Origin of the sequence: Duganella sp. CT11-25 (assembly GCF_047302815.1) — a bacterium.
GTDB lineage: Bacteria > Pseudomonadota > Gammaproteobacteria > Burkholderiales > Burkholderiaceae_D > Rugamonas.
Map to the genome: position 1 here is coordinate 5,699,423 of NZ_JBKBFD010000001.1, position 18,751 is coordinate 5,718,173.

Annotated in this window: 18 protein-coding genes; 11 read left to right on the top strand and 7 right to left on the bottom strand. The window is 64.0% G+C overall.

Going from position 1 to position 18,751, the window contains the following annotated elements; translation table 11 throughout:
* Position 1 precedes the first annotated feature (1 nt).
* Both ACEN9F_RS24660 and ACEN9F_RS24665 read left to right on the top strand, forming a co-directional pair.
* Positions 2-580, top strand: coding sequence for a cytochrome b/b6 domain-containing protein (locus ACEN9F_RS24660; protein WP_413424267.1), 579 nt, complete (start codon positions 2-4; stop codon positions 578-580).
* Positions 577-1,320, top strand: coding sequence for a molybdopterin-dependent oxidoreductase (locus ACEN9F_RS24665; protein ID WP_413424269.1), 744 nt, complete (start codon positions 577-579; stop codon positions 1,318-1,320). Before ACEN9F_RS24660 ends, ACEN9F_RS24665 begins: the two co-directional genes overlap by 4 nt.
* A gap of 5 nt (positions 1,321-1,325) precedes the next feature.
* Here ACEN9F_RS24665 and ACEN9F_RS24670 read toward each other — a convergent pair whose 3' ends face one another.
* The 5 genes from ACEN9F_RS24670 to ACEN9F_RS24690 all read right to left on the bottom strand — a co-directional run bounded on the left by ACEN9F_RS24670 (position 1,326) and on the right by ACEN9F_RS24690 (position 4,502).
* Positions 1,326-1,751 (bottom strand): VOC family protein, encoded by a 426-nt coding sequence (locus tag ACEN9F_RS24670; RefSeq protein WP_413424271.1) that lies wholly within the window; start codon positions 1,749-1,751, stop codon positions 1,326-1,328.
* Positions 1,752-1,857: 106 nt separating this feature from the next.
* On the bottom strand, positions 1,858-2,643 hold the full coding sequence (locus ACEN9F_RS24675; RefSeq protein WP_413424273.1) for a LytR/AlgR family response regulator transcription factor: 786 nt from the start codon (positions 2,641-2,643) through the stop codon (positions 1,858-1,860).
* Complete coding sequence (locus ACEN9F_RS24680; protein ID WP_413424275.1) at positions 2,640-3,569, bottom strand: sensor histidine kinase; 930 nt, start codon at positions 3,567-3,569, stop codon at positions 2,640-2,642. Before ACEN9F_RS24680 ends, ACEN9F_RS24675 begins: the two co-directional genes overlap by 4 nt.
* A complete protein-coding gene (locus ACEN9F_RS24685; RefSeq protein ID WP_413424277.1) occupies positions 3,566-3,832 on the bottom strand; it encodes a hypothetical protein in 267 nt (88 codons plus the stop codon). Before ACEN9F_RS24685 ends, ACEN9F_RS24680 begins: the two co-directional genes overlap by 4 nt.
* A 103-nt stretch (positions 3,833-3,935) precedes the next feature.
* Complete coding sequence (locus ACEN9F_RS24690; RefSeq protein ID WP_413424279.1) at positions 3,936-4,502, bottom strand: GNAT family N-acetyltransferase; 567 nt, start codon at positions 4,500-4,502, stop codon at positions 3,936-3,938.
* A 103-nt stretch (positions 4,503-4,605) separates the two neighbouring features.
* Here ACEN9F_RS24690 and ACEN9F_RS24695 point away from each other — a divergent pair, with 103 nt between their 5' ends.
* Positions 4,606-5,544, top strand: coding sequence for a choice-of-anchor A family protein (locus ACEN9F_RS24695; protein ID WP_413424281.1), 939 nt, complete (start codon positions 4,606-4,608; stop codon positions 5,542-5,544).
* On the opposite strand, the gene ACEN9F_RS24700 is transcribed toward ACEN9F_RS24695, so the two are convergent.
* On the bottom strand, positions 5,507-6,187 hold the full coding sequence (locus tag ACEN9F_RS24700; protein ID WP_413424283.1) for a TetR family transcriptional regulator C-terminal domain-containing protein: 681 nt from the start codon (positions 6,185-6,187) through the stop codon (positions 5,507-5,509). The two genes, ACEN9F_RS24695 and ACEN9F_RS24700, sit on opposite strands and share 38 nt — an antisense overlap.
* Positions 6,169-7,644: a PLP-dependent aminotransferase family protein gene (locus tag ACEN9F_RS24705; protein ID WP_413424285.1), complete on the bottom strand. Its 1,476-nt coding sequence runs from the start codon at positions 7,642-7,644 to the stop codon at positions 6,169-6,171. Before ACEN9F_RS24705 ends, ACEN9F_RS24700 begins: the two co-directional genes overlap by 19 nt.
* A gap of 179 nt (positions 7,645-7,823) precedes the next feature.
* Between ACEN9F_RS24705 and ACEN9F_RS24710 the strand changes: the two genes are divergently transcribed.
* Genes ACEN9F_RS24710 through ACEN9F_RS24745 form a run of 8 tightly spaced genes read left to right on the top strand, consistent with a single transcriptional unit; the run spans position 7,824 to position 18,692 of the window.
* Positions 7,824-9,140 carry an aspartate aminotransferase family protein gene (locus tag ACEN9F_RS24710; protein ID WP_413424287.1) on the top strand — a complete coding sequence of 439 codons (1,317 nt, stop codon included), beginning with the start codon at positions 7,824-7,826 and terminating at the stop codon, positions 9,138-9,140.
* 16 nt (positions 9,141-9,156) lie between these two features.
* The gene (gene ald, locus ACEN9F_RS24715) at positions 9,157-10,272 is read left to right on the top strand and encodes an alanine dehydrogenase (protein ID WP_413424289.1); all 1,116 of its coding nucleotides are present in this window, start codon (positions 9,157-9,159) and stop codon (positions 10,270-10,272) included.
* A 20-nt stretch (positions 10,273-10,292) separates the two neighbouring features.
* Positions 10,293-11,795: a CoA-acylating methylmalonate-semialdehyde dehydrogenase gene (locus ACEN9F_RS24720; protein WP_413424291.1), complete on the top strand. Its 1,503-nt coding sequence runs from the start codon at positions 10,293-10,295 to the stop codon at positions 11,793-11,795.
* Positions 11,796-11,822: 27 nt separating this feature from the next.
* Positions 11,823-13,196 carry an NAD(P)-dependent oxidoreductase gene (locus ACEN9F_RS24725; RefSeq protein ID WP_413424293.1) on the top strand — a complete coding sequence of 458 codons (1,374 nt, stop codon included), beginning with the start codon at positions 11,823-11,825 and terminating at the stop codon, positions 13,194-13,196.
* Positions 13,196-14,491, top strand: coding sequence for an NAD-dependent dihydropyrimidine dehydrogenase subunit PreA (preA, locus tag ACEN9F_RS24730; RefSeq protein WP_413424295.1), 1,296 nt, complete (start codon positions 13,196-13,198; stop codon positions 14,489-14,491). Before ACEN9F_RS24725 ends, preA begins: the two co-directional genes overlap by 1 nt.
* A gap of 51 nt (positions 14,492-14,542) precedes the next feature.
* Complete coding sequence (locus ACEN9F_RS24735) at positions 14,543-16,027, top strand: NCS1 family nucleobase:cation symporter-1 (RefSeq protein WP_413424297.1); 1,485 nt, start codon at positions 14,543-14,545, stop codon at positions 16,025-16,027.
* A 17-nt stretch (positions 16,028-16,044) separates the two neighbouring features.
* Positions 16,045-17,439, top strand: a complete 1,395-nt coding sequence (hydA, locus tag ACEN9F_RS24740; RefSeq protein WP_413424299.1) for a dihydropyrimidinase — start codon at positions 16,045-16,047, stop codon at positions 17,437-17,439.
* Between the two features lie 17 nt (positions 17,440-17,456).
* Positions 17,457-18,692, top strand: coding sequence for a Zn-dependent hydrolase (locus ACEN9F_RS24745; RefSeq protein WP_413424301.1), 1,236 nt, complete (start codon positions 17,457-17,459; stop codon positions 18,690-18,692).
* Positions 18,693-18,751 lie beyond the last annotated feature (59 nt).

Genomic DNA, 18,751 nt, shown 5'->3' on the forward strand with positions numbered 1-18,751 from the left:
CATGACGACCGCATCGACCACGGCATCGCCTGGCGCCGCGCCCGGAACGACGGACGCCCCGCCGTTATGGGTACGCCTGTGCCACTGGACCAATGCCGCCGTCTTCGCGGTGATGCTGGCCAGCGGTTGGCAGATCTATAACGCCGACCCGTTCTGGATCGATGGCTTTGCTAGCTACCTGACGCTGGGCGGCAGCTTGCCCGGCGCCTTGCTGTGGCATTTCGCCGGCATGTGGCTGTTGGCTGCGAACGGCATCGTCGCATTGACGCTGCTGGTGGCGACCGGTCGGCTGCGGCGCATGTATCTGTCGCCGGGCGCTGGTCGCAGCCGCGTACAGAAGATCGCCTATCTCGGCGTGCTGGCCCTGCTGGTACTGATCATCCTGTCCGGCCTGTCGATCTGGAAACCGGTGCAGCTGCAGTTGCTGACGCAGGCTTTCGGCGGCTACCAGATGGCGCGCCAGGCGCATTTCATCTGCATGGCCTTGCTGGCGACGTTCGCCGGCGGCCACATCTGCCTGGCGTTGTCGTCGCCGCGCTTGCTGCTGGCGATGCTGGGTTTGAAACGGAGCGCATCATGAACAAGATCTGGACGCCCAATAGCGCACCCGTCGATCCAGGCCGCCGCCGTCTGCTGCGCCTGTCGCTGGGCGGCGTCGCCGCGACGCTGCTGCCGGGCTGCGACGTCACCAGCAACGAGACCGTCGAAGCGGCCCTGAAACGTGGGTCGCGCTTCAACGATGCGGCGCAGGCGGCCTTGTTCCGTCCGCAGACGCTGGCGCCGGTGTTCCAGCGCAGCGAGCTGACGCTGCCGTTTCGCTTCAACGCGTTTTATTCCGAAGCGTCGGTGCCGGAAATCGACGAACGGGATTGGCGCTTCAAGGTGGACGGCCTGGTGCGCAAGCCCGGAGCGTGGACGCTGGCCGAGTTGAAGGCGCTGCCGCCGCGAACGGACATCACGCGCCTGGTCTGCATCGAAGGCTGGAGCGCCATCGGCCAGTGGACCGGCGTGCCGCTGCACCACTTCCTCAAGCTGATCGGCGCCGACACCAGCGCGAAATACGTCGCCTTCACCTGCGCCGACGGCTACTACACCAGCATCGACATGGCCAGCGCGCTGCATCCGCAGACCATGCTGGCGTTCAGCTTCAACGGTTCCGACAGCCTGCCGGACGAATTCGGCTTCCCGCTGCGTTTGCGCATACCCACCAAGCTCGGCTTCAAGAATCCGAAACACCTGACCGGCCTCGCCGTCTCCAACAGCTTCACCAGCGGCTACTGGGAAGACTTGCACGGCTATAACTGGTTTGCCGGCCTGTAGGAAGCTCAGGTCTGCGGATCGTAGGTGCCGATGCTCCAGACGTGGCCCTCCGGATCGCGGCAGGTGAAGCCGCGCCCGCCGTAGTCCTCGTCCTTGATATCGAGCAGGATCTTGCCGCCGGCCTCCAGCACGCGCCCGTACACCAGATCCGCGTTGTTGACCACCAGGTAGGAGCTTTGCGTGACGAAATCGCCGATTTCCGAAGGCTGCTTCAGCAGCCTGCCGTATTCGGTATCGAACGCCGAGCCCAGCATGATCATGCCGTTGCCGAAGCTGAGCTGGGCATGGGCGATGGAGCCGTCTTCATTCGGCACCACCAGCTGGGTTTCAAAGCCGAAGGTATCGCACAGCCATTCGATCGCGGCTGGCGCATCCCGGTAGCGTATGCACGGGATGACATTGCAGAGAGTCTGCTTGGGTATGCTGGACATCGTTCTCTCCCTGTCTGGGTGTGGAACAGGTTTGACCGCTTCGACATCCCATCCGTTCCGCACGGACGGGGAGGTCCAGTATATCTTGATCGTAATCAGTCGGGCGTTACATTTGCTGGAATAAATGCGCGTGGCCACGGCTCACTTCCAGCTGCTCGGGGAAGTTGCGGATCTTGACCATCTGCCGCCCGCGCAGGTCGCGCGTGACTTCTTCGATGGCGTCCACGCGCACCAAAGTGGAGCGGTGGATGCGCCAGAACTCGTCCGGGTCCAGCTCGTCCGCCAGCTCCTTCAGCGTCTTGCGTATCAGCACTTCCGACTGTTCGGTCTGCACGCGCGTGTACTTTTCATCGGCGCGGAAAAACAACACCTCGCGCGTGCTGATCATGCGCAGGTTGCTGCCGACCACGGCCTGTATCCAGCGCAGGTATTCCTGCTTGGCGGCCGGCTTGCCCTGGCTCGACAACAGCTGGCTCAGCTGGCGCTCGATATTCGACGGCTGCTGGCCGATCAGGCCCTGCAGGCGCGTGCAGGTGGTCTTCAGGCGTTCGCCGCCGGCCGGCTTCAGCAGGTAATCCAGCGCGCCCTGTTCAAACGCCTCGATCGCGTACTGGTCGTAGGCCGTGACGAACACCAGGTGGCAGCGGTTGAACAACATGCGCGCCGCTTCGATGCCGGACAGGCCCGGCATGCGGATGTCGAGGAAGACGATGTCCGGCTGATGCTGGCCCGCCAGTGCCACGGCCTCGATGCCATTGGCGGCCTCGGCCACGATCTCCAGTCCCGGCCAGGCTTCCTGCAGGCGGCTGCGCAATTGCTGGCGCATCGGTTCCTCGTCGTCGGCGATCAGCGCGGTGGCGCGGCGCTGGCCGCCCTGTGTGGTCATGCTCATTTTGCGCTCCCGGCAAAAATATCCGGCGCGTACGGGATGCGGATGCTGGAACGCGTGCCGCCGGTCAGCGGCGCTTCGATCACCAGTTGCGCGCGATTGCCGTACAGGATGCGCAGGCGCTCGCGCACGTTGGCCAGGCCGACGCCGTCGCCTGCATGGATGTTAAAGCCGATGCCGTCGTCGATGACGTCCACTTGCAGCATCTGGCCGTCGACCGAGGCGCGGATGTCGATGCGGCCGCCTTCGATCTTCGGCTCCAGTCCGTGCTTGATGGCGTTCTCGATCAGGATCTGCAGCATCATCACGGGGAAGGTGGCGCTCAGCATTTCCTCCGGCACGTCGACCGACACCGCCAGGCGCGAGCGCATGCGCGCCTGCATGATGGCCAGGTAGGCGCGCGACATCTCGATCTGCCGGCCCAGCGTGCCGCTGCCCTTGGCACGCATCTGCGGCAGCGTGGCGCGCAGGTAGTCGATCAGGTTCTGGTGGATGCGCGCCGCCTGCGGTGGATCGGTTTCGATCAGCTGGCCGATCAGGGCCAGCGTGTTGAATAAAAAGTGCGGCTCGACCTGCGCCTGCAGCGCCGCCATGCGCGCCTCGACCAGGCGCCGCTCCAGGCCTTCCTCGTCGGCGTGCGAAGTGGCGTCGCGCGCCTCGATCTCCGCCTTGCGCTTGCCGCCGGCCAGCACTTTCAGGCCGAACGACAGGAAGATGAAGGCGGCGGTCTGCTTCGGCAGGCCCAGCGGCGTCAGGCCGAGGATCAGCAACAGCAGCCAGATCATCATCAGCTTGCGCCATTCGACCTGGGCCAGCCAGTCGAAGAAACGCCACCACAGGCTGACTGCGGTTTCGCCTATCTCGCGGATGATGTCGAGCAGGCTCTTGGCGTTGTCGTAGCCGGCCTTGGCCAGCCGGTTCTTCTTCATTGACCAGGCTCCCGGTTCAGGCGCCGGCGGCGCTTGCCGATGACGCAGGCGCCGACCGCGAGTTTGATCAGCATGAAGACCACGAACAGCACCAGCGCCAGCGGCAGGATGGAGAAGATGAAGGCCAGCACCAGGGCCGCGCCCAGCAGCGCCGGCGGCGACATGCGCCCGACCAGCCGCACGCCGTAGCGCAGCGTCTGCGCGAAGGCGCGGAAGATTTCGTCGAACAGGTCCAGCACGGCCTGGGTATTCAGTTTGCTCATGTTATCTCTCCATCAAAACGTGTTGCGATGAGATCACTTTATCAAAGCCCCGATGGCGCACCCAGGGGATTCCGATCAACTGCGGTTTGGCGGGGATAGCCGGTTATTGCGCCGGATGAATGGCGCCGCTCCAGTCGCTGCGCAGCAGGCCGTAGATGATGCTGTCCGAGATCTCGCCGCCGACGAACCAGCGCTCGCGCAAATGGCCTTCCCGCCGGAATTGCAAGCCTTCCAGGATGCGGCCGGAGGCAATGTTGTCGGGATGGATATCGGCTTCGATGCGGTGCAGTTGCAGCGCGCCGAAGCCGTAGCCGATCAGCGTCGCCAGCGCTTCCTGCATGTAGCGCCGGCCCCAGTGCGGCCGCGCCAGCATGTAGCCGATATCGCAGCGGTGGTTGCGGCGGTCGAAGGCGTACAGCGTGGCCGTGCCGATCAGTTCGCCGTCCGGCAATACCAGCGCCAGGCGCAGGGCGCTGCCGTCCTCGTAGGCTTTCAGCGTCTGTTCGATGTTCTCGGCCGCCTGCGCGATGTGCAGCCACGGCGTGCTGCTCCAGTGGCGCAGCGCTTCCGGATCGGAGAACAGGCGGAACAGGGCGGCGGCGTCGCCGGATTCGACGAAACGCAGCGCCAGGCGCGGAGTGTGTAGCGTGAGTGGCGAAAAGGTAGGCATAAAGAAGTTTGTGTTTTATTGTAAGAAAAAACAGTATCGATGATCCAAATCACATTTTCCATGATACTATAATGCAAATTAAATTGCTTTTAAGGAATTAAAGATGAGCGCTGCCTTCAAAACCGCCGTTTCCGCCGTTGCCTTCGCCATCGCCTCCATGGGCGGCGCGCAGGCTGCCGTGCTCAATCTGGATGGCTACATTGGCGGCGCCAACGTCTTTTCGTTCACCAACTTCAGCGCGCCGAGCGCCGACGTCGAAGGCGCCATCATGGCGGGCGGCAATGTCGATGTCTCGCATTACACCACCAACCTGAAGGACAAGGACGCCTACGGCCACTACGCGATGATCGCCGGCGGCAGCGTGAGCTACAACGGCGGCAACATCTACAACGGCGACATCTATGCCGCCGGCGGCGCCACGCTGAGCGCAGGCGTCAAATCGCCGGGCTACACTGTCGAGAGCGGCACCGCGCCGGTCGACATGAGCAAGCTGGCGGCAGGGCTGACCAACACCTCGACCGAACTGGCGGCCATCGCCAAGACCAGCGCCGCCGAACAGAAATGGGGCGGCATCTACATCACCGGCAGCAACAAGTCGGTGGAAGTCATCGATGTCGACGCTTCCTGGCTGACCGGCAGCACCTACTACAACATCAGCGGCATGGCCGCCGGCGCCACGCTGATCGTCAACGTCACCGGCGGCACCGCGCTGCTGCAGGGCGGCTACCAGGCGTTCGACAACTACAACACGCTGTTCAACTTCGTCGACGCGACCGCGCTGAACATCAACACCGGCGCCAACGTCAGCATCCTGGCGCCCAAGGCCGCGGTGAACGGCGGCCAGGGCGTGATCGACGGCACCGTGATCGTCAAGTCCTGGAACTCGATGACGCAGATTAACGCCACCAACGCCTTCGTTTCGACCGAAGTGCAGGGCCTGGTCACCGCCGTGCCGGAAGCCGACACCTACGCCATGCTGCTCGGCGGCCTGGGCCTGGTGGGCTTTATCGCCCGTCGCCGCAAGCAGGCTGCTGCACGCTGATCGCCGCCAGCACCATATCGACGATGACCTTCTCGGCATCGTCGAAGTCTTTCTTGGTCAGCTGTTTGCGGTTCAGCACCAGCGCCATCTGGGCCGAAAAGTCCGCATAGGACTGCGTCATCGCCCAGATCGCAAACAGCAGGTGCGTCGCATTGATCGGCGCGATCTTGCCCTCGCTGATCCACTTCTCGAACACCTCGATATCCTTGCGCACCAGCGGCACCACGCGGTTCTGGATCTGCGCGCCGTACAGCTGCGCGCCGCTGATCACTTCCATCGCATACACGCGCGAAGCCCACGGCTGCTCGCGCGAAAACTTCAGCTTGGCCTGCACGTAGGTGCGCAGCACTTCGCGCGGGTCCTGCTCCTCGGCGGCCAGGTTCTCCATCCGCTCCAGCCATTCGTCCAGCACCTCGTCCAGCACGCGCTGGTACAGCGCCTGCTTGGTGGGGAAGTAGTACATCAGGTTCTGCTTCGATAGTCCGGCGTTCTCCGCCACGGTGGCGATCGAAGTGCCTTCGTAGCCGCATTCGGCAAACACGCGCACCGCTTCGGCGGCGATTTCCGCCTCCAGCTTGTCGCGATTGAGGACGCGCCGTTTGATCTTGGTCGCAGGCACTGCGTTCAGTTTTGCTGTCGGCATATGAGTCTCAGGAAGGTCAGGAGTTGCGGGTTGTCGGTGTAGGCCACGTTGAAGCGGAACCAGATCGATTCCGGCGCGCGCAGCATGAAGAAGTCGCACGGCGACAGCAGGATGCCGGACTTGAGCGCCTGGTCGGCGATGATCTTGCCGTTCCATTCGGCGGTCGGCGCCGCGCTCCAGCCGGCGCTGACGAACATGCCGCCGCGCGGCCGCGCCAGCGCTTCCATGCCGACGCTGCGCAGGCTGTCGATGGCGCGTTCGCGGCCCGCTTCCAGCTGCGTCGACAGCTTCTCCACCATGCGCCTGTAGGGGCGGGCGGTGATCGCGTGGTAGACGGCGCGCTCGTTGATCTCGGAGGTGGTCAGCCCGGCCAGCATCTTCACGCGCAGCAGTTCCGGCAGCAGCGAGGCCGAGGCGCAGATCGAGCCCACGCGCAGCACCGGCGACAGCGTCTTGGAGAAGCTGCCGACGCGGATCACGCGCCGCAGGCCGTCCATCGCCGCCAGCGAGGCTTCGCCGCGCGGCGCCAGTTCGCGGTAGATGTCGTCCTCCACCAGCCAGAAGTCGAACTGCTCGGCCAGGCCGAGCAGGCGGTGCGCCTGCGCCGCGCTGAGCGAGGTGCCCAGCGGGTTTTGCAGCACCGTGTTGACGAACATGAGCTTGGGCTGCAGCTGCGCCGCCTGTTGCGCCAATACGTCGACATCCAGGCCTTGCTCGCCGCGCGGGATGCCGACCGCGATGCAGCCGTGGTGGCGTATCAGCGACAGCAGGTTGCTGTAGCCGGGATCCTCGACGAACACGGTGTCGCCCGGCTTGGTCAGCGTGCGCAGGATCAGGTCGAAGGCGTGGGTGGCGCCGTGGGTCAGCAGGATCTGCTCCGGCTCGACCGGGAACAGTTCGTCGGTCAGCGTCGCCGCCATGTGCTGGCGCAGCGTCGGGAAGCCGAGCGGGTGGCCATAGCCGCGCAGGCGGTTGGCCGGGATGCGCATCGCGTGGCGCACGGCGTCGAGGATGGTGTCCTCGCCGTACCACTCGGGCGGCAGCCAGCCGGCGCCCACCGGCAGCGCGTCGGAGACGCCGGAATACAGGTCGGGGGTGAGGGCGTCGATGGCGGTCGGCGTCGCCTGCAGGGCGATCGGCAGCAGCGTGGCCGGCACGTCCTGGCGCGCCACGAAGTAGCCGGAACCGCGGCGCGAGGACAGCAATCCCAAGGTCACCAGGCGGTCGTAGGATTCGACAACTGTAAAGGTGCTGATGCCATTACACTTGGCGAACTGCCGCACCGACGGCATTTTAGTGCCGATGCGCAACTCCCGCCGGCCCACCATGGCGCTGATGGCGGCGACGATCTGGTCGACCAGGCTGCCCTTCCTGCTGCGCTCGATAGCGAGCACCGGCCAGCCTTCCAGGCTGGGCGGACAGTCGGTTTGATCGATCACAGGACTCCCTTGTTCCATCCTTGACTCCATAAGCGGCGCAAAGCAAAACTGTAGTGTTTTTGTTGCCAGTACGGTTGGACAGTTTTGATATTTGTGTATCTGTGCCATAGTTGTTGCGCTGTCTATTATTGCATCATCATTTTGCCAACTGGTAAATTTTTTTTCCGGTTCGTTAAAAATCCGACAGGGAGATGTGCATGAACGAATCCAGACCTGAATCGATGGCGTCCTTCTGGATGCCATTCACGAATAACCGCGACTACAAGGCCAACCCCCGGCTGCTGGTGTCGGCGGAAGGCATGTACTACAAGGACGTGGACGGCAACAGCATCCTGGACGGCACCGCCGGCCTGTGGTGCGTGCCGTGCGGCCACGCGCAGCCGAAGATCGTCGCCGCCGTGCGCGAGATGGTCGGCCAGCTGGACTTCGCGCCGACCTTCCAGATGGGCCACCCGGCCGCCTTCGATCTGGCCGAGCAGCTGATGGAGTACACCAACCACAAGTTCGGCCACGTGTTCTACACCAACTCCGGCTCCGAGGCGGTGGACACGGCACTGAAGATCGCGCTGGCCTACCACAAGGCGCGCGGCGAGGCGAGCCGCACCCGCCTGATCGGCCGCGAGCGCGGCTACCACGGCGTCGGCTTCGGCGGCATCTCGGTCGGCGGCATCGCCGGCAACCGCAAGCCTTACGGCGTGATGCTGCCCGGCGTCGACCACCTGCCGCACACGCACAATCTTGAGAAGAACGCCTACACGCGCGGCGAGCCGGAGTACGGCACCGAGCTGGCCGATGAACTGGAGCGCATCGTCGCGCTGCACGACGCCTCGACCATCGCGGCGGTGATTGTCGAGCCGGTCGCCGGTTCGACCGGCGTGCTGATACCGCCGAAGGGCTACCTGAAGCGCCTGCGCGAACTGTGCACCAAGCACGGCATCCTGCTGATCTTCGACGAAGTCATCACCGGCTTCGGCCGCCTGACGACGCCGTTCGCGGCCGACTACTTCGACGTCGAGCCGGACATGATGACCGTCGCCAAAGGCCTGACCAACGGCGTGATTCCGATGGGCGCGGTGTTCAGCAAGAAGCACATCCACGACGCCTTCATGGAGGCGCCGGCCGGCATTGAACTGTTCCACGGCTATACCTACTCCGGCCACCCAGTCGCCTGCGCGGCATCGCTGGCGACGCTGGAAGTGTTCAAGGAACAGAAGATCCTCGAACACGCGGCCGGCATGGCCGAGTACTGGGCCGACGCCGTGCACTCGCTGAAGGGACTGCCGCACGTGATCGACATCCGCACCATCGGCCTGATCGCCGGCATCGAGCTGGCGCCGATCGCGGGCAAGCCGGGCGCGCGCGCCTTCGCCGCCTTCAAGCAGGCCTTTGCCGACGGGCTGCTGATCCGCACGACGGGCGACATCATCGCCTTGTCGCCGCCGCTGGTGCTGGAGAAGAAACATATCGATGAACTTTTTGGAAAGCTGACGACTGTACTCAAGAACCTGAGTTAAAACCGAGGAGAACACCATGCTGGTAGGCGTCCCAAAAGAGATCAAAAACCAGGAGTCCCGCGTCGGCCTTACCCCGGCCAGCGTCAAGGAACTCATTTTGCGTGGTCATCAAGTACTGGTACAACAAAACGCCGGCGCCGCCATCGGCTTGAGCGATGCGATGTATGTCGCGTCCGGCGCCACCATCATCGAAGACGCGGCCGAGATTTTCGAGCGCGCCGAGATGATCGTGAAAGTGAAGGAACCGCAGCCGCAGGAATGCGCGATGCTGCGCAAGGGGCAGATCCTGTACACCTATCTGCACCTGGCGCCGGATCCGGAGCAGACCAAGGCACTGGTGAAGTCCGGCGCGGTTTGCCTCGCGTACGAAACCATCACCGGCGCCAACGGCGGCCTGCCGCTGCTGGCGCCGATGAGCGAAGTGGCGGGGCGCATGTCGATCCAGGCCGGGGCCGCGCACCTGGAGAAATCCAAGGGCGGCATGGGCCTGCTGCTGGGCGGCGTGCCGGGCGTGGCGCCCGGGCATATCGCCATCATCGGCGCCGGCGTGGTCGGCACCAATGCCTTGCAGATGGCGGTCGGCATCGGCGCCCGGGTGACGGTCCTGGACAAGAACATCGACCGCCTGCGCCAGCTCGACCTGGTGTACGGCAACCGCATCGCCACCATGTATTCCAACGCGCACTCGATCGAGGAAGCGGTGCTGGATGCGGACCTGGTGATCGGCGGCGTGCTGGTGCCGGGCGCCGCCGCGCCCAAGCTGGTCACGAAGGCCATGATCGCGCGCATGAAGCCGGGCGCGGTGGTGGTGGACGTGGCGATCGACCAGGGCGGCTGCTTTGAAACGTCGCACGCCACCACGCACGAGAAGCCGACCTATGTGGTCGACGGCGTGGTGCACTACTGCGTGGCCAACATGCCGGGCGCCGTCGCCCGCACGTCGACCTTCGCACTGAACAACGCAACGATAGGCCATGCGGTAGCGCTGGCCGACAAGGGTTGGCAGAAAGCGCTGAAAGCCAATCCGCACCTGAAGAACGGTTTGAATGTCTGTCTTGGCCACGTGACCTATGAAGCGGTGGCGCATGGCCTGGGCTACACCTATGTGGACGCGGACAGCCTGCTGGGCTAAACGCACTTTGAGAGAACATCATGAGCAATCTGGACACCATCACCCATTTCATCAACGGCGTCAAAGTCGATACGCAAAGCGGCCGTTACACCGATGTCTTCAATCCCGCGATGGGTGAGCCGGTGGCCCGCGTGGCGCTCGGCACCACCGAGGAAGTCGACGCCGCCGTGCGCGCGGCGGAGGCGGCTTTCCCGGCGTGGGCGGCGACGCCGCCGCTGACGCGCGCGCGCGTGCTGTTCAAGTATCTGCAGCTGTGCCAGCAGCACACCGACGAATTCGCGGCGATGCTGACGCGCGAGCACGGCAAGACCTTCGCCGACGCGCAGGGCGAAGTGGCGCGCGGCATCGAGATGGTGGAATTCGCGGTCGGCATTCCGCAGCTGCTGAAGGGTGAATTCACCGACCAGATTTCGCGCGGCATCGATGCCTGGTCGATGCGCCAGGCGCTGGGTGTGGTGGCCGGCATCACGCCGTTCAACTTCCCGGTGATGGTGCCGATGTGGATGTTCCCGGTCGCGCTGGCATGCGGCAACACCTTTATCCTCAAGCCTTCCGAGCGCGATCCGTCGCCGTCGCTGCTGCATGCGCGGCTGCTGAAGGAGGCCGGTTTGCCGGACGGCGTGTTCAATGTCATCCAGGGCGACAAGGTCACGGTCGATGCGCTGCTGGATCACCCGGTGGTGCAGGCCGTGAGCTTCGTCGGCTCGACGCCGATCGCGGAATACATTTACTCGCGCGGCTGCGCTGCCGGCAAGCGCGTGCAGGCTTTGGGCGGCGCCAAGAATCACATGGTCGTGATGCCGGACGCCGACATGGAAATGACGGTCGATGCGCTGATGGGCGCCGCCTACGGTTCGGCCGGCGAACGCTGCATGGCGATTTCCGTCGTGGTCGCGGTCGGCGACGCGGGCGACAAGATTGTCGATGCACTGGCAAAGCGCACCGCCGCACTGAAAGTGCGCGACGGCATGGCGTCGGATGCCGAGATGGGGCCGGTCGTTTCAAGCGCGGCCAAGCAGCGCATAGAGCGCTTGATTGGCGAAGGCGTGGAGCAGGGGGCGAAGCTGGTGGTCGATGGACGCAATCATGTGGTGGCCGGACGCGAGAAAGGCTTCTTCATCGGCGGTACCTTGTTCGATCACGTCACGCCGGATATGACGATCTACAAGGAAGAGATTTTCGGTCCGGTGCTGTGCATGCTGCGTTCCCCCGATGTGGGGAGTGCGGTAGAGCTGATCAACCGTAACGAGTACGGCAACGGCGTGGCGATCTACACGCGCGACGGCGGCGTGGCGCGCGAATTCGTGCGGCAGATCCAGGTCGGCATGGTGGGCGTGAATGTGCCGCTGCCGGTGCCGATGGCCTTCAATAGTTTCGGCGGTTGGAAGCGCAGCCTGTTCGGCGACCATCACGCGTATGGTCCGGAAGGCGTGCGCTTCTATACACGCCACAAGGCGGTCATGCAGCGCTGGCCAAACACGGCAAGCGCTGGCGCGGAATTTGCATTCCCTCAGATGAAGTAAACGACAAATTCTCAGCCAGGAAAACGTATGATGATCGAATCCCTGAAATACATGCCCCAGCCGAAGGAAGCCAATGAATCATTGGCCAAACACTTCACTGACCTTGCGCCTGCGCTCAATGCGCGCCAGGCCGCGATTGAAAGTTCGCGCTGCCTGTATTGCTACGATGCGCCGTGCACGCGCATCTGCCCATCGGACATCGACGTTGCGAGCTTCATCCGCAATATCCACGACGGCAACGTCAACGGCGCCGCCGTCGGCATCCTGAAGCAGAACATCCTCGGCGGCAGCTGCTCGCGCGTCTGTCCGACCGAGATCCTGTGCGAGGACGCCTGCGTGCGCAATCACGATGCGGAAGGCCAGCCGGTCAAGATCGGCCTGCTGCAGCGCTACGCCATCGACAACATGAAGCTCGAAGCGCATCCGTTCAAGCGCCCTGCATCGACCGGCAAGAAGATCGCCGTGGTCGGCGCCGGCCCCGCGGGCCTGTCGTGCGCGCACCGCCTGGCGATGCTGGGCAACGACGTGGTCATCTACGAAGCGAAAGAAAAATCCGGCGGCCTGAATGAATACGGCATCGCCAGGTACAAGCTGACCGACAACTTCGCGCAGAAGGAAGTGGACTTCCTGCTGCAAATCGGCGGCATAGAAATCAAGCACGGCCAGACCTTGGGCGGCAACCTGCAACTGAAGGACCTGCACGCGCAGTACGACGCCGTGTTCCTTGGCCTCGGCCTGGGCGCCAGCAAGCAGCTGGGCCTGACCGGCGAGGACGCCCCCGGCCTGCTGGCGGCCGTCGACTACATCGCCGCGCTGCGCCAGGCCGATGACCTGAGCCAGCTGCCGCTGCCGTCGCGCGCCATCGTCATCGGCGCCGGCAATACGGCGATCGACATGGCGGTGCAGATCCAGCGTCTCGGCGCGGAAGAGGTCACGCTGGTCTATCGCCGCGGCTTCGACGCCATGAGCGCGACCGAACACGAACAACACATTGCGAAAGAAAACCAGGTCCGCATGCGTACCTGGGCCCAGCCGCAGCAAGTGCTGCTGGACGACGCGGGCCGCGTGCGCGGCATGCGTTTCGAGAAAACCGCAATCATCAACGGCCGTCTGGCTGGCACCGGTGAGACCTTCGAGATCGCGGCCGACGCGATCTTCAAGGCCATCGGCCAGAGCATGGACGAAACGAGCATCAGTGATCCACTGGCGAAAACGCTGAAACGCGACGGTGACAAAATCCACGTCGACGATCAGTTCCGCACAGTCCTGCCGCGTATCTACGCCGGCGGCGACTGTGTGGCGCCCGGACAGGACCTGACCGTGCAGGCGGTACAGCACGGCAAACTGGCGGCGCACGCCATTCATCAAGACATCAACGCACCGAAAGTGGAGGCTGCATAATGGCTGACCTGAGCATAGAATTCTGCGGCATCAAATCGGTCAACCCGTTCTGGCTGGCGTCCGCGCCGCCGACCGACAAGGCCTACAACGTGGTGCGCGCATTTGAAGCCGGCTGGGGCGGCGTCGTATGGAAGACGCTGGGCGAGGATCCCGCCGCCGTCAACGTGTCGTCGCGCTATTCGGCGCACTACGGCAAGAACCGCGAAGTCCTCGGTTTCAACAACATCGAGCTGATCACCGACCGTTCGCTGGCGATCAACCTTGAAGAGATCACGCAGGTCAAGAAGGATTGGCCGGACCGGGTGATCATCGTCTCGCTGATGCTGCCATGCGAAGAGAAGCTGTGGGCAGACATCCTGCCGCTGGTGGAAGCGACCGGGGCCGACGGCATCGAGCTGAATTTCGGCTGCCCGCACGGCATGCCGGAGCGCGGCATGGGCGCGGCGGTGGGGCAGGTTCCAGAGTACGTCGAGATGGTGACCCGCTGGTGCAAGACGCACAGCAAGCTGCCGGTGATCGTCAAGCTGACACCCAACATCACCGACGTGCGCGCGCCGGCGCGCGCGGCCAAGGCGGGCGGCGCGGACGCGGTCTCGCTGATCAACACCATCAACTCGATCACGCACCTGGACCTGGACCAGATGGTGGCGTTCCCGATCGTCGGCGGCGCCAGCACGCACGGCGGCTACTGCGGTTCGGCGGTCAAGCCGATCGCGCTGAACATGGTGGCGGAAATCGCCCGCGATCCGCAGACCAGGGGCTTGCCGATTTCCGGCATCGGCGGCATCGGCAACTGGCGCGACGCGGCGGAGTTCATGGCGCTGGGTTCGGGCTGCGTGCAGGTTTGCACCGCCGCCATGCTGCATGGCTTCCGCATCGTCGAAGAGATGAAGGACGGCTTGTCGCGCTGGATGGACGAGAAGGGCTACACGAGCGTCAGCGAGTTCGTCGGCAAGGCGGTGCCGAATACGACCGACTGGAAATACCTGAACATGAACTACCAGGTGATCGCGCAGATCAACCAGGACGACTGCATCAAATGCGGCCGCTGTTACGTCGCATGCGAAGACACGTCGCACCAGTCGATCGCGCAGCTGATCGATGCGGCGACTGGCACGCGCACGTATGAAGTCATCAAGGAAGAATGCGTTGGGTGTAATCTGTGCGAAATCACTTGTCCGGTGCAGGGCTGCATCACGATGGTGCCGCAGGATACCGGCAAGCCATACATGAACTGGACCCAGGACCCGCGCAATCCGCGCGCGGAAAACGTGAAGGCGACGGAGACGGCATAGGTACGGAACTTGCAGCGATAGAAGGTACATCAACCCTTTGGAGAACGCCCCGTGAGCAAAGAACTCTCTGGCAGCACGCAACTCTGGAACGAAGACCTGGCCCCGACCACGGCGGCGCAACGCACCTGGCGCTGGTATCACTTCGCCGCGCTGTGGGTCGGCATGGTGATGTGCATACCGGCCTACACGCTGTCCGCCAGTCTGATCGAGGGCGGCATGTCCGGCTACCAGGCGGTGCTGACGGTGTTTCTCGCCAACGCGATCGTGCTGTTGCCGATGCTGCTGATCGGCCATGCCGGCACCAAGTACGGCATTCCGTACGCGGTGCTGGCGCGTTCCTCCTTCGGCACGTCCGGCGCACGGCTGCCCGCGCTGATGCGCGCCATCGTCGCCTGCGGCTGGTATGGCATCCAGACCTGGTTCGGCGGTTCGATGATCTACACGCTGCTGGGCGTGATGATGGGCGGCGAGATCGGCGGCGGCAAGATCGCCGGCCTCGGCATCAACGGCGCTCAGCTGCTGTGTTTCCTGGCCTTCTGGGCCATCCAGTTCTGGTACATCGTGCACGGCATGGATGCGATCCGCAAGCTGGAAACCTACACCGCGCCATTGAAGATCCTGATCTGCTTCGTGCTGCTCGGATGGGTCCACAACAAGGCCGGCGGTTTCGGCGACCTGCTGTCGGCGCCGTCGCAGTTTGTCGAAGGCGGCAAGAAGGCCGGCCAGTTCTGGTCCGTGTTCTGGCCTTCGCTGACGGCGATGGTCGGCTTCTGGGCCACGCTGGCGCTGAACATTCCCGACTTCACCCGCTTCGCCAAGTCGCAGCGCGACCAGGTGATCGGCCAGTCGGTCGGCCTGCCGGTGCCTATGGGCCTGCTGGCGATGATGGCGGTGATCGTCACCTCGGCCACCGTGGTCTTGTACGGCAAGGCGATCTGGGACCCGGTCGACCTGTCCAGCCGCATGACCGGCGTGGCCGTGCTGGTGGCGCTGCTGATCCTGCTGATCGATACCGTCTCCGTCAACCTGGCCGCCAACCTGGTTGGCCCGGCCTACGACTTCTCGTCGCTGGCGCCCAAACAAATCTCGTACAAGACCGGCGGCTACATCACCGCCGGTATCGCGATCGTCATGATGCCTTGGAAAATACTGGAGTCGACCCAGGGCTATATCTTCACCTGGCTGATCGGCTACTCGGCGCTGCTCGGCCCCATCGCCGGCATCCTGATCGTCGACTACTACATGGTGCGCAAGACCGAGTTGAATGTCGGCGAGCTGTATCGCGAGGACGGCCAATACTCTTATGGCAACGGCTGGAACATGGCGGCGCTGATCGCCTTTGTGATCGGCGTACTGCCGAATATTCCCGGCTTCCTCAACGCCGCCTTCCCGGCGTCCTTCCCGGACGTGGCGGACGGATTTAAAACGATTTATACCTACGCATGGTTTGTCGGAATCGCTATTTCGGCGCTGGTGTATGGGATTATGATGAAGGGCAAAACAGTGCCCGCGGTACGGGCGCCGGCCCACCCTTAGAGATTCAGGAGATGTCCATGACAACTATCATCCGCGGCGGCACCGTCGTCAATGCCGACCGTGCCTTTCGCGCCGATGTGCTGTGCTACGGCGACAAGATCGTCGCCGTCGGCGAGAACCTGGAGGCGCCGCCGTCGGCCAAGGTGATCGACGCCGGCGGCCAGTATGTGATACCGGGCGGGATAGATCCCCACACCCATATGAACCTGCCGTTCATGGGCACGGTGACGCAGGACGATTTCTATACCGGCACGGCGGCGGGCCTGGCGGGCGGCACCACCACCATCATGGACTTCGTGATTCCCGCGCCGAAGCAGAACCTGATCGAGGCCTATCACCAGTGGCGCGGCTGGGCGCAGAAGGCGGCCGGCGACTACACCTTCCACGTGGCGATCACGTGGTGGGACGAGACCGTGCACCGCGACATGGAAATCCTGGTGCGCGAGCATGGCGTCAACAGCTTCAAGCACTTCATGGCGTACAAGAACGCCATCATGGCCGATGATGAAACGCTGGTGAAAAGCTTCCGCCGCTCGCTGGAGCTGGGCGCGATTCCGACCGTGCACGCGGAAAACGGCGAGCTGGTTTATCAGCTGCAGCAGGACCTGCTGAAGAAGGGACTGACCGGACCGAGCTCGCATCCGCTGTCGCGTCCTCCGGCAGTCGAGGCGGAGGCGGCCAACCGCGCCATCGCGATCGCCAATGTCCTGAATACGCCGGTATACATCGTCCACGTCTCCTGTGCCGAATCGCTGGACGCCATCACCCGCGCCCGTGCCAACGGCCAGCGCGTGTACGGCGAGGCGCTGGCCGGCCACCTGGTCATCGACGACAGCGTCTATCAGAGCGACGACCTGGAGTTCGCGGCGGGCCATGTGATGAGTCCTCCGTTCCGCAGCAAGCACCACCAGGCCGCGCTGTGGCATGGCCTGCAAGGCGGCAACCTGCACACCACGGCGACCGATCACTGCACGTTCTGCGCCGCGCAGAAGGCGGCCGGCAAGGACGACTTCACCAAGATTCCGAACGGCTGCGGCGGCGTGGAAGACCGCATGTCGGTGGTGTGGGACGCGGGCGTCAACAGCGGCATGCTGACGCCGTCGGAATTCGTCAAGGTCACGTCGACCAATGCCGCGCAGATTTTCAATATGTATCCGCGCAAGGGCGTGATCGCGGTCGGCGCCGATGCCGACATCGTAGTCTGGGACCCGGAAGGCACGCGCACCATTTCGTCGCTGACGCAGTTTGCCAAGGGTGGCTTCAACGTATTCGAAGGCCGGACCGTGCGCGGCATCGCGAGCACCACGCTGGCCGCCGGCAATGTCGTGTTCCATCGCGGCGTGCTGATGGCGGTGGAGGGCGCGGGCCGCCACATCGACCGTCCGGCGTTCAAGCCGACGGCCGCGCGTTAAATGACTGGAGATTTAAAATGAGTGATATGCGCATTGATGGCGACCGCCTGTGGGCGGCGCTGATGGAACTGGCCCGGATCGGCGCGACCCCCAAGGGCGGCGTCAAGCGCCTGGCGCTGACTGACCTGGACAAACAGGGACGCGACCTGGTGGTCGGCTGGGCCAGGGACGCCGGCATGTCGATCACGATCGACCAGATCGGCAATGTCTTCATGCGCCGCGACGGCACCAACAACGCGCTGCCGCCGGTGATGACCGGCAGCCATATCGATACCCAGCCGACCGGCGGCAAATTCGACGGCAACTACGGCGTGCTGGCCGGGCTGGAAGTGGTGCGCACGCTGAACGATTTGAAGATCAAGACCGAGGCGCCGATTGAAGTCGCCTTCTGGACCAACGAGGAAGGGTCGCGCTTCGTACCGGTGATGATGGGCTCCGGCGTGTTCTGCGGCGCCTTCAGCCTGGAGACGGCCTACGCCGCCAAGGACACCGAGGGCAAGACCGTCGGCGAGGAACTGGCGCGCATCGGCTACAAGGGCGACCAGGTGCCGGGCGATCATCCTATCGGCGCCTATTTTGAAACCCATATCGAGCAGGGCCCGGTGCTGGAAGACGCCGACAAGGTGATCGGCGTGGTGCCGGCGGTGATGGGACTATCCTGGTACGACTGCGTGGTCAGCGGCATGGAGGCCCACGCCGGTCCGACACCCATGGGCCTGCGCAAGGATGCGCTGCAGGTCTCCACCAGGATCATGCAGGAAGTGGTGGCCATCGCCAACCGCTATCCGCCCTATGGACGCGGTACGGTGGGCATGGTGCAGGTGTTCCCGAACAGCCGCAACGTGATTCCGGGCGAGGTCAAATTCAGCATCGACCTGCGCAACGTGAACGATGAACTGCTCAACACCATGCACGAGGAGATGCTGGCCTTTATCGAGAAGACCCGGGTCGATACGGGCCTGAAGATCTCGATCGAGCGCGTTTCCTATTATCCGCCATGCCCGTTCCATCCCGAGTGCGTGGACGCGGTGCGCAACGCCACCGCCAAGCTGGGATATTCGACCATGGACGTGGTCTCCGGCGCCGGCCACGATGCGATCTACGCCGCGCGCCTGGCGCCGGCCGGCATGATCTTCGTCCCTTGCAAGGATGGCATCAGTCACAATGAAATCGAGGACGCCAAGTCCGAGCACCTGGAAGCGGGCTGCAATGTCCTGTTGCATGCCATGCTGGAGCGGGCCCGGATAGTTTGACCGCCGGGCGGCCGGGGAGCATACTGATCCGGATTTAACCCGGATCAGGCCCGGCCTGC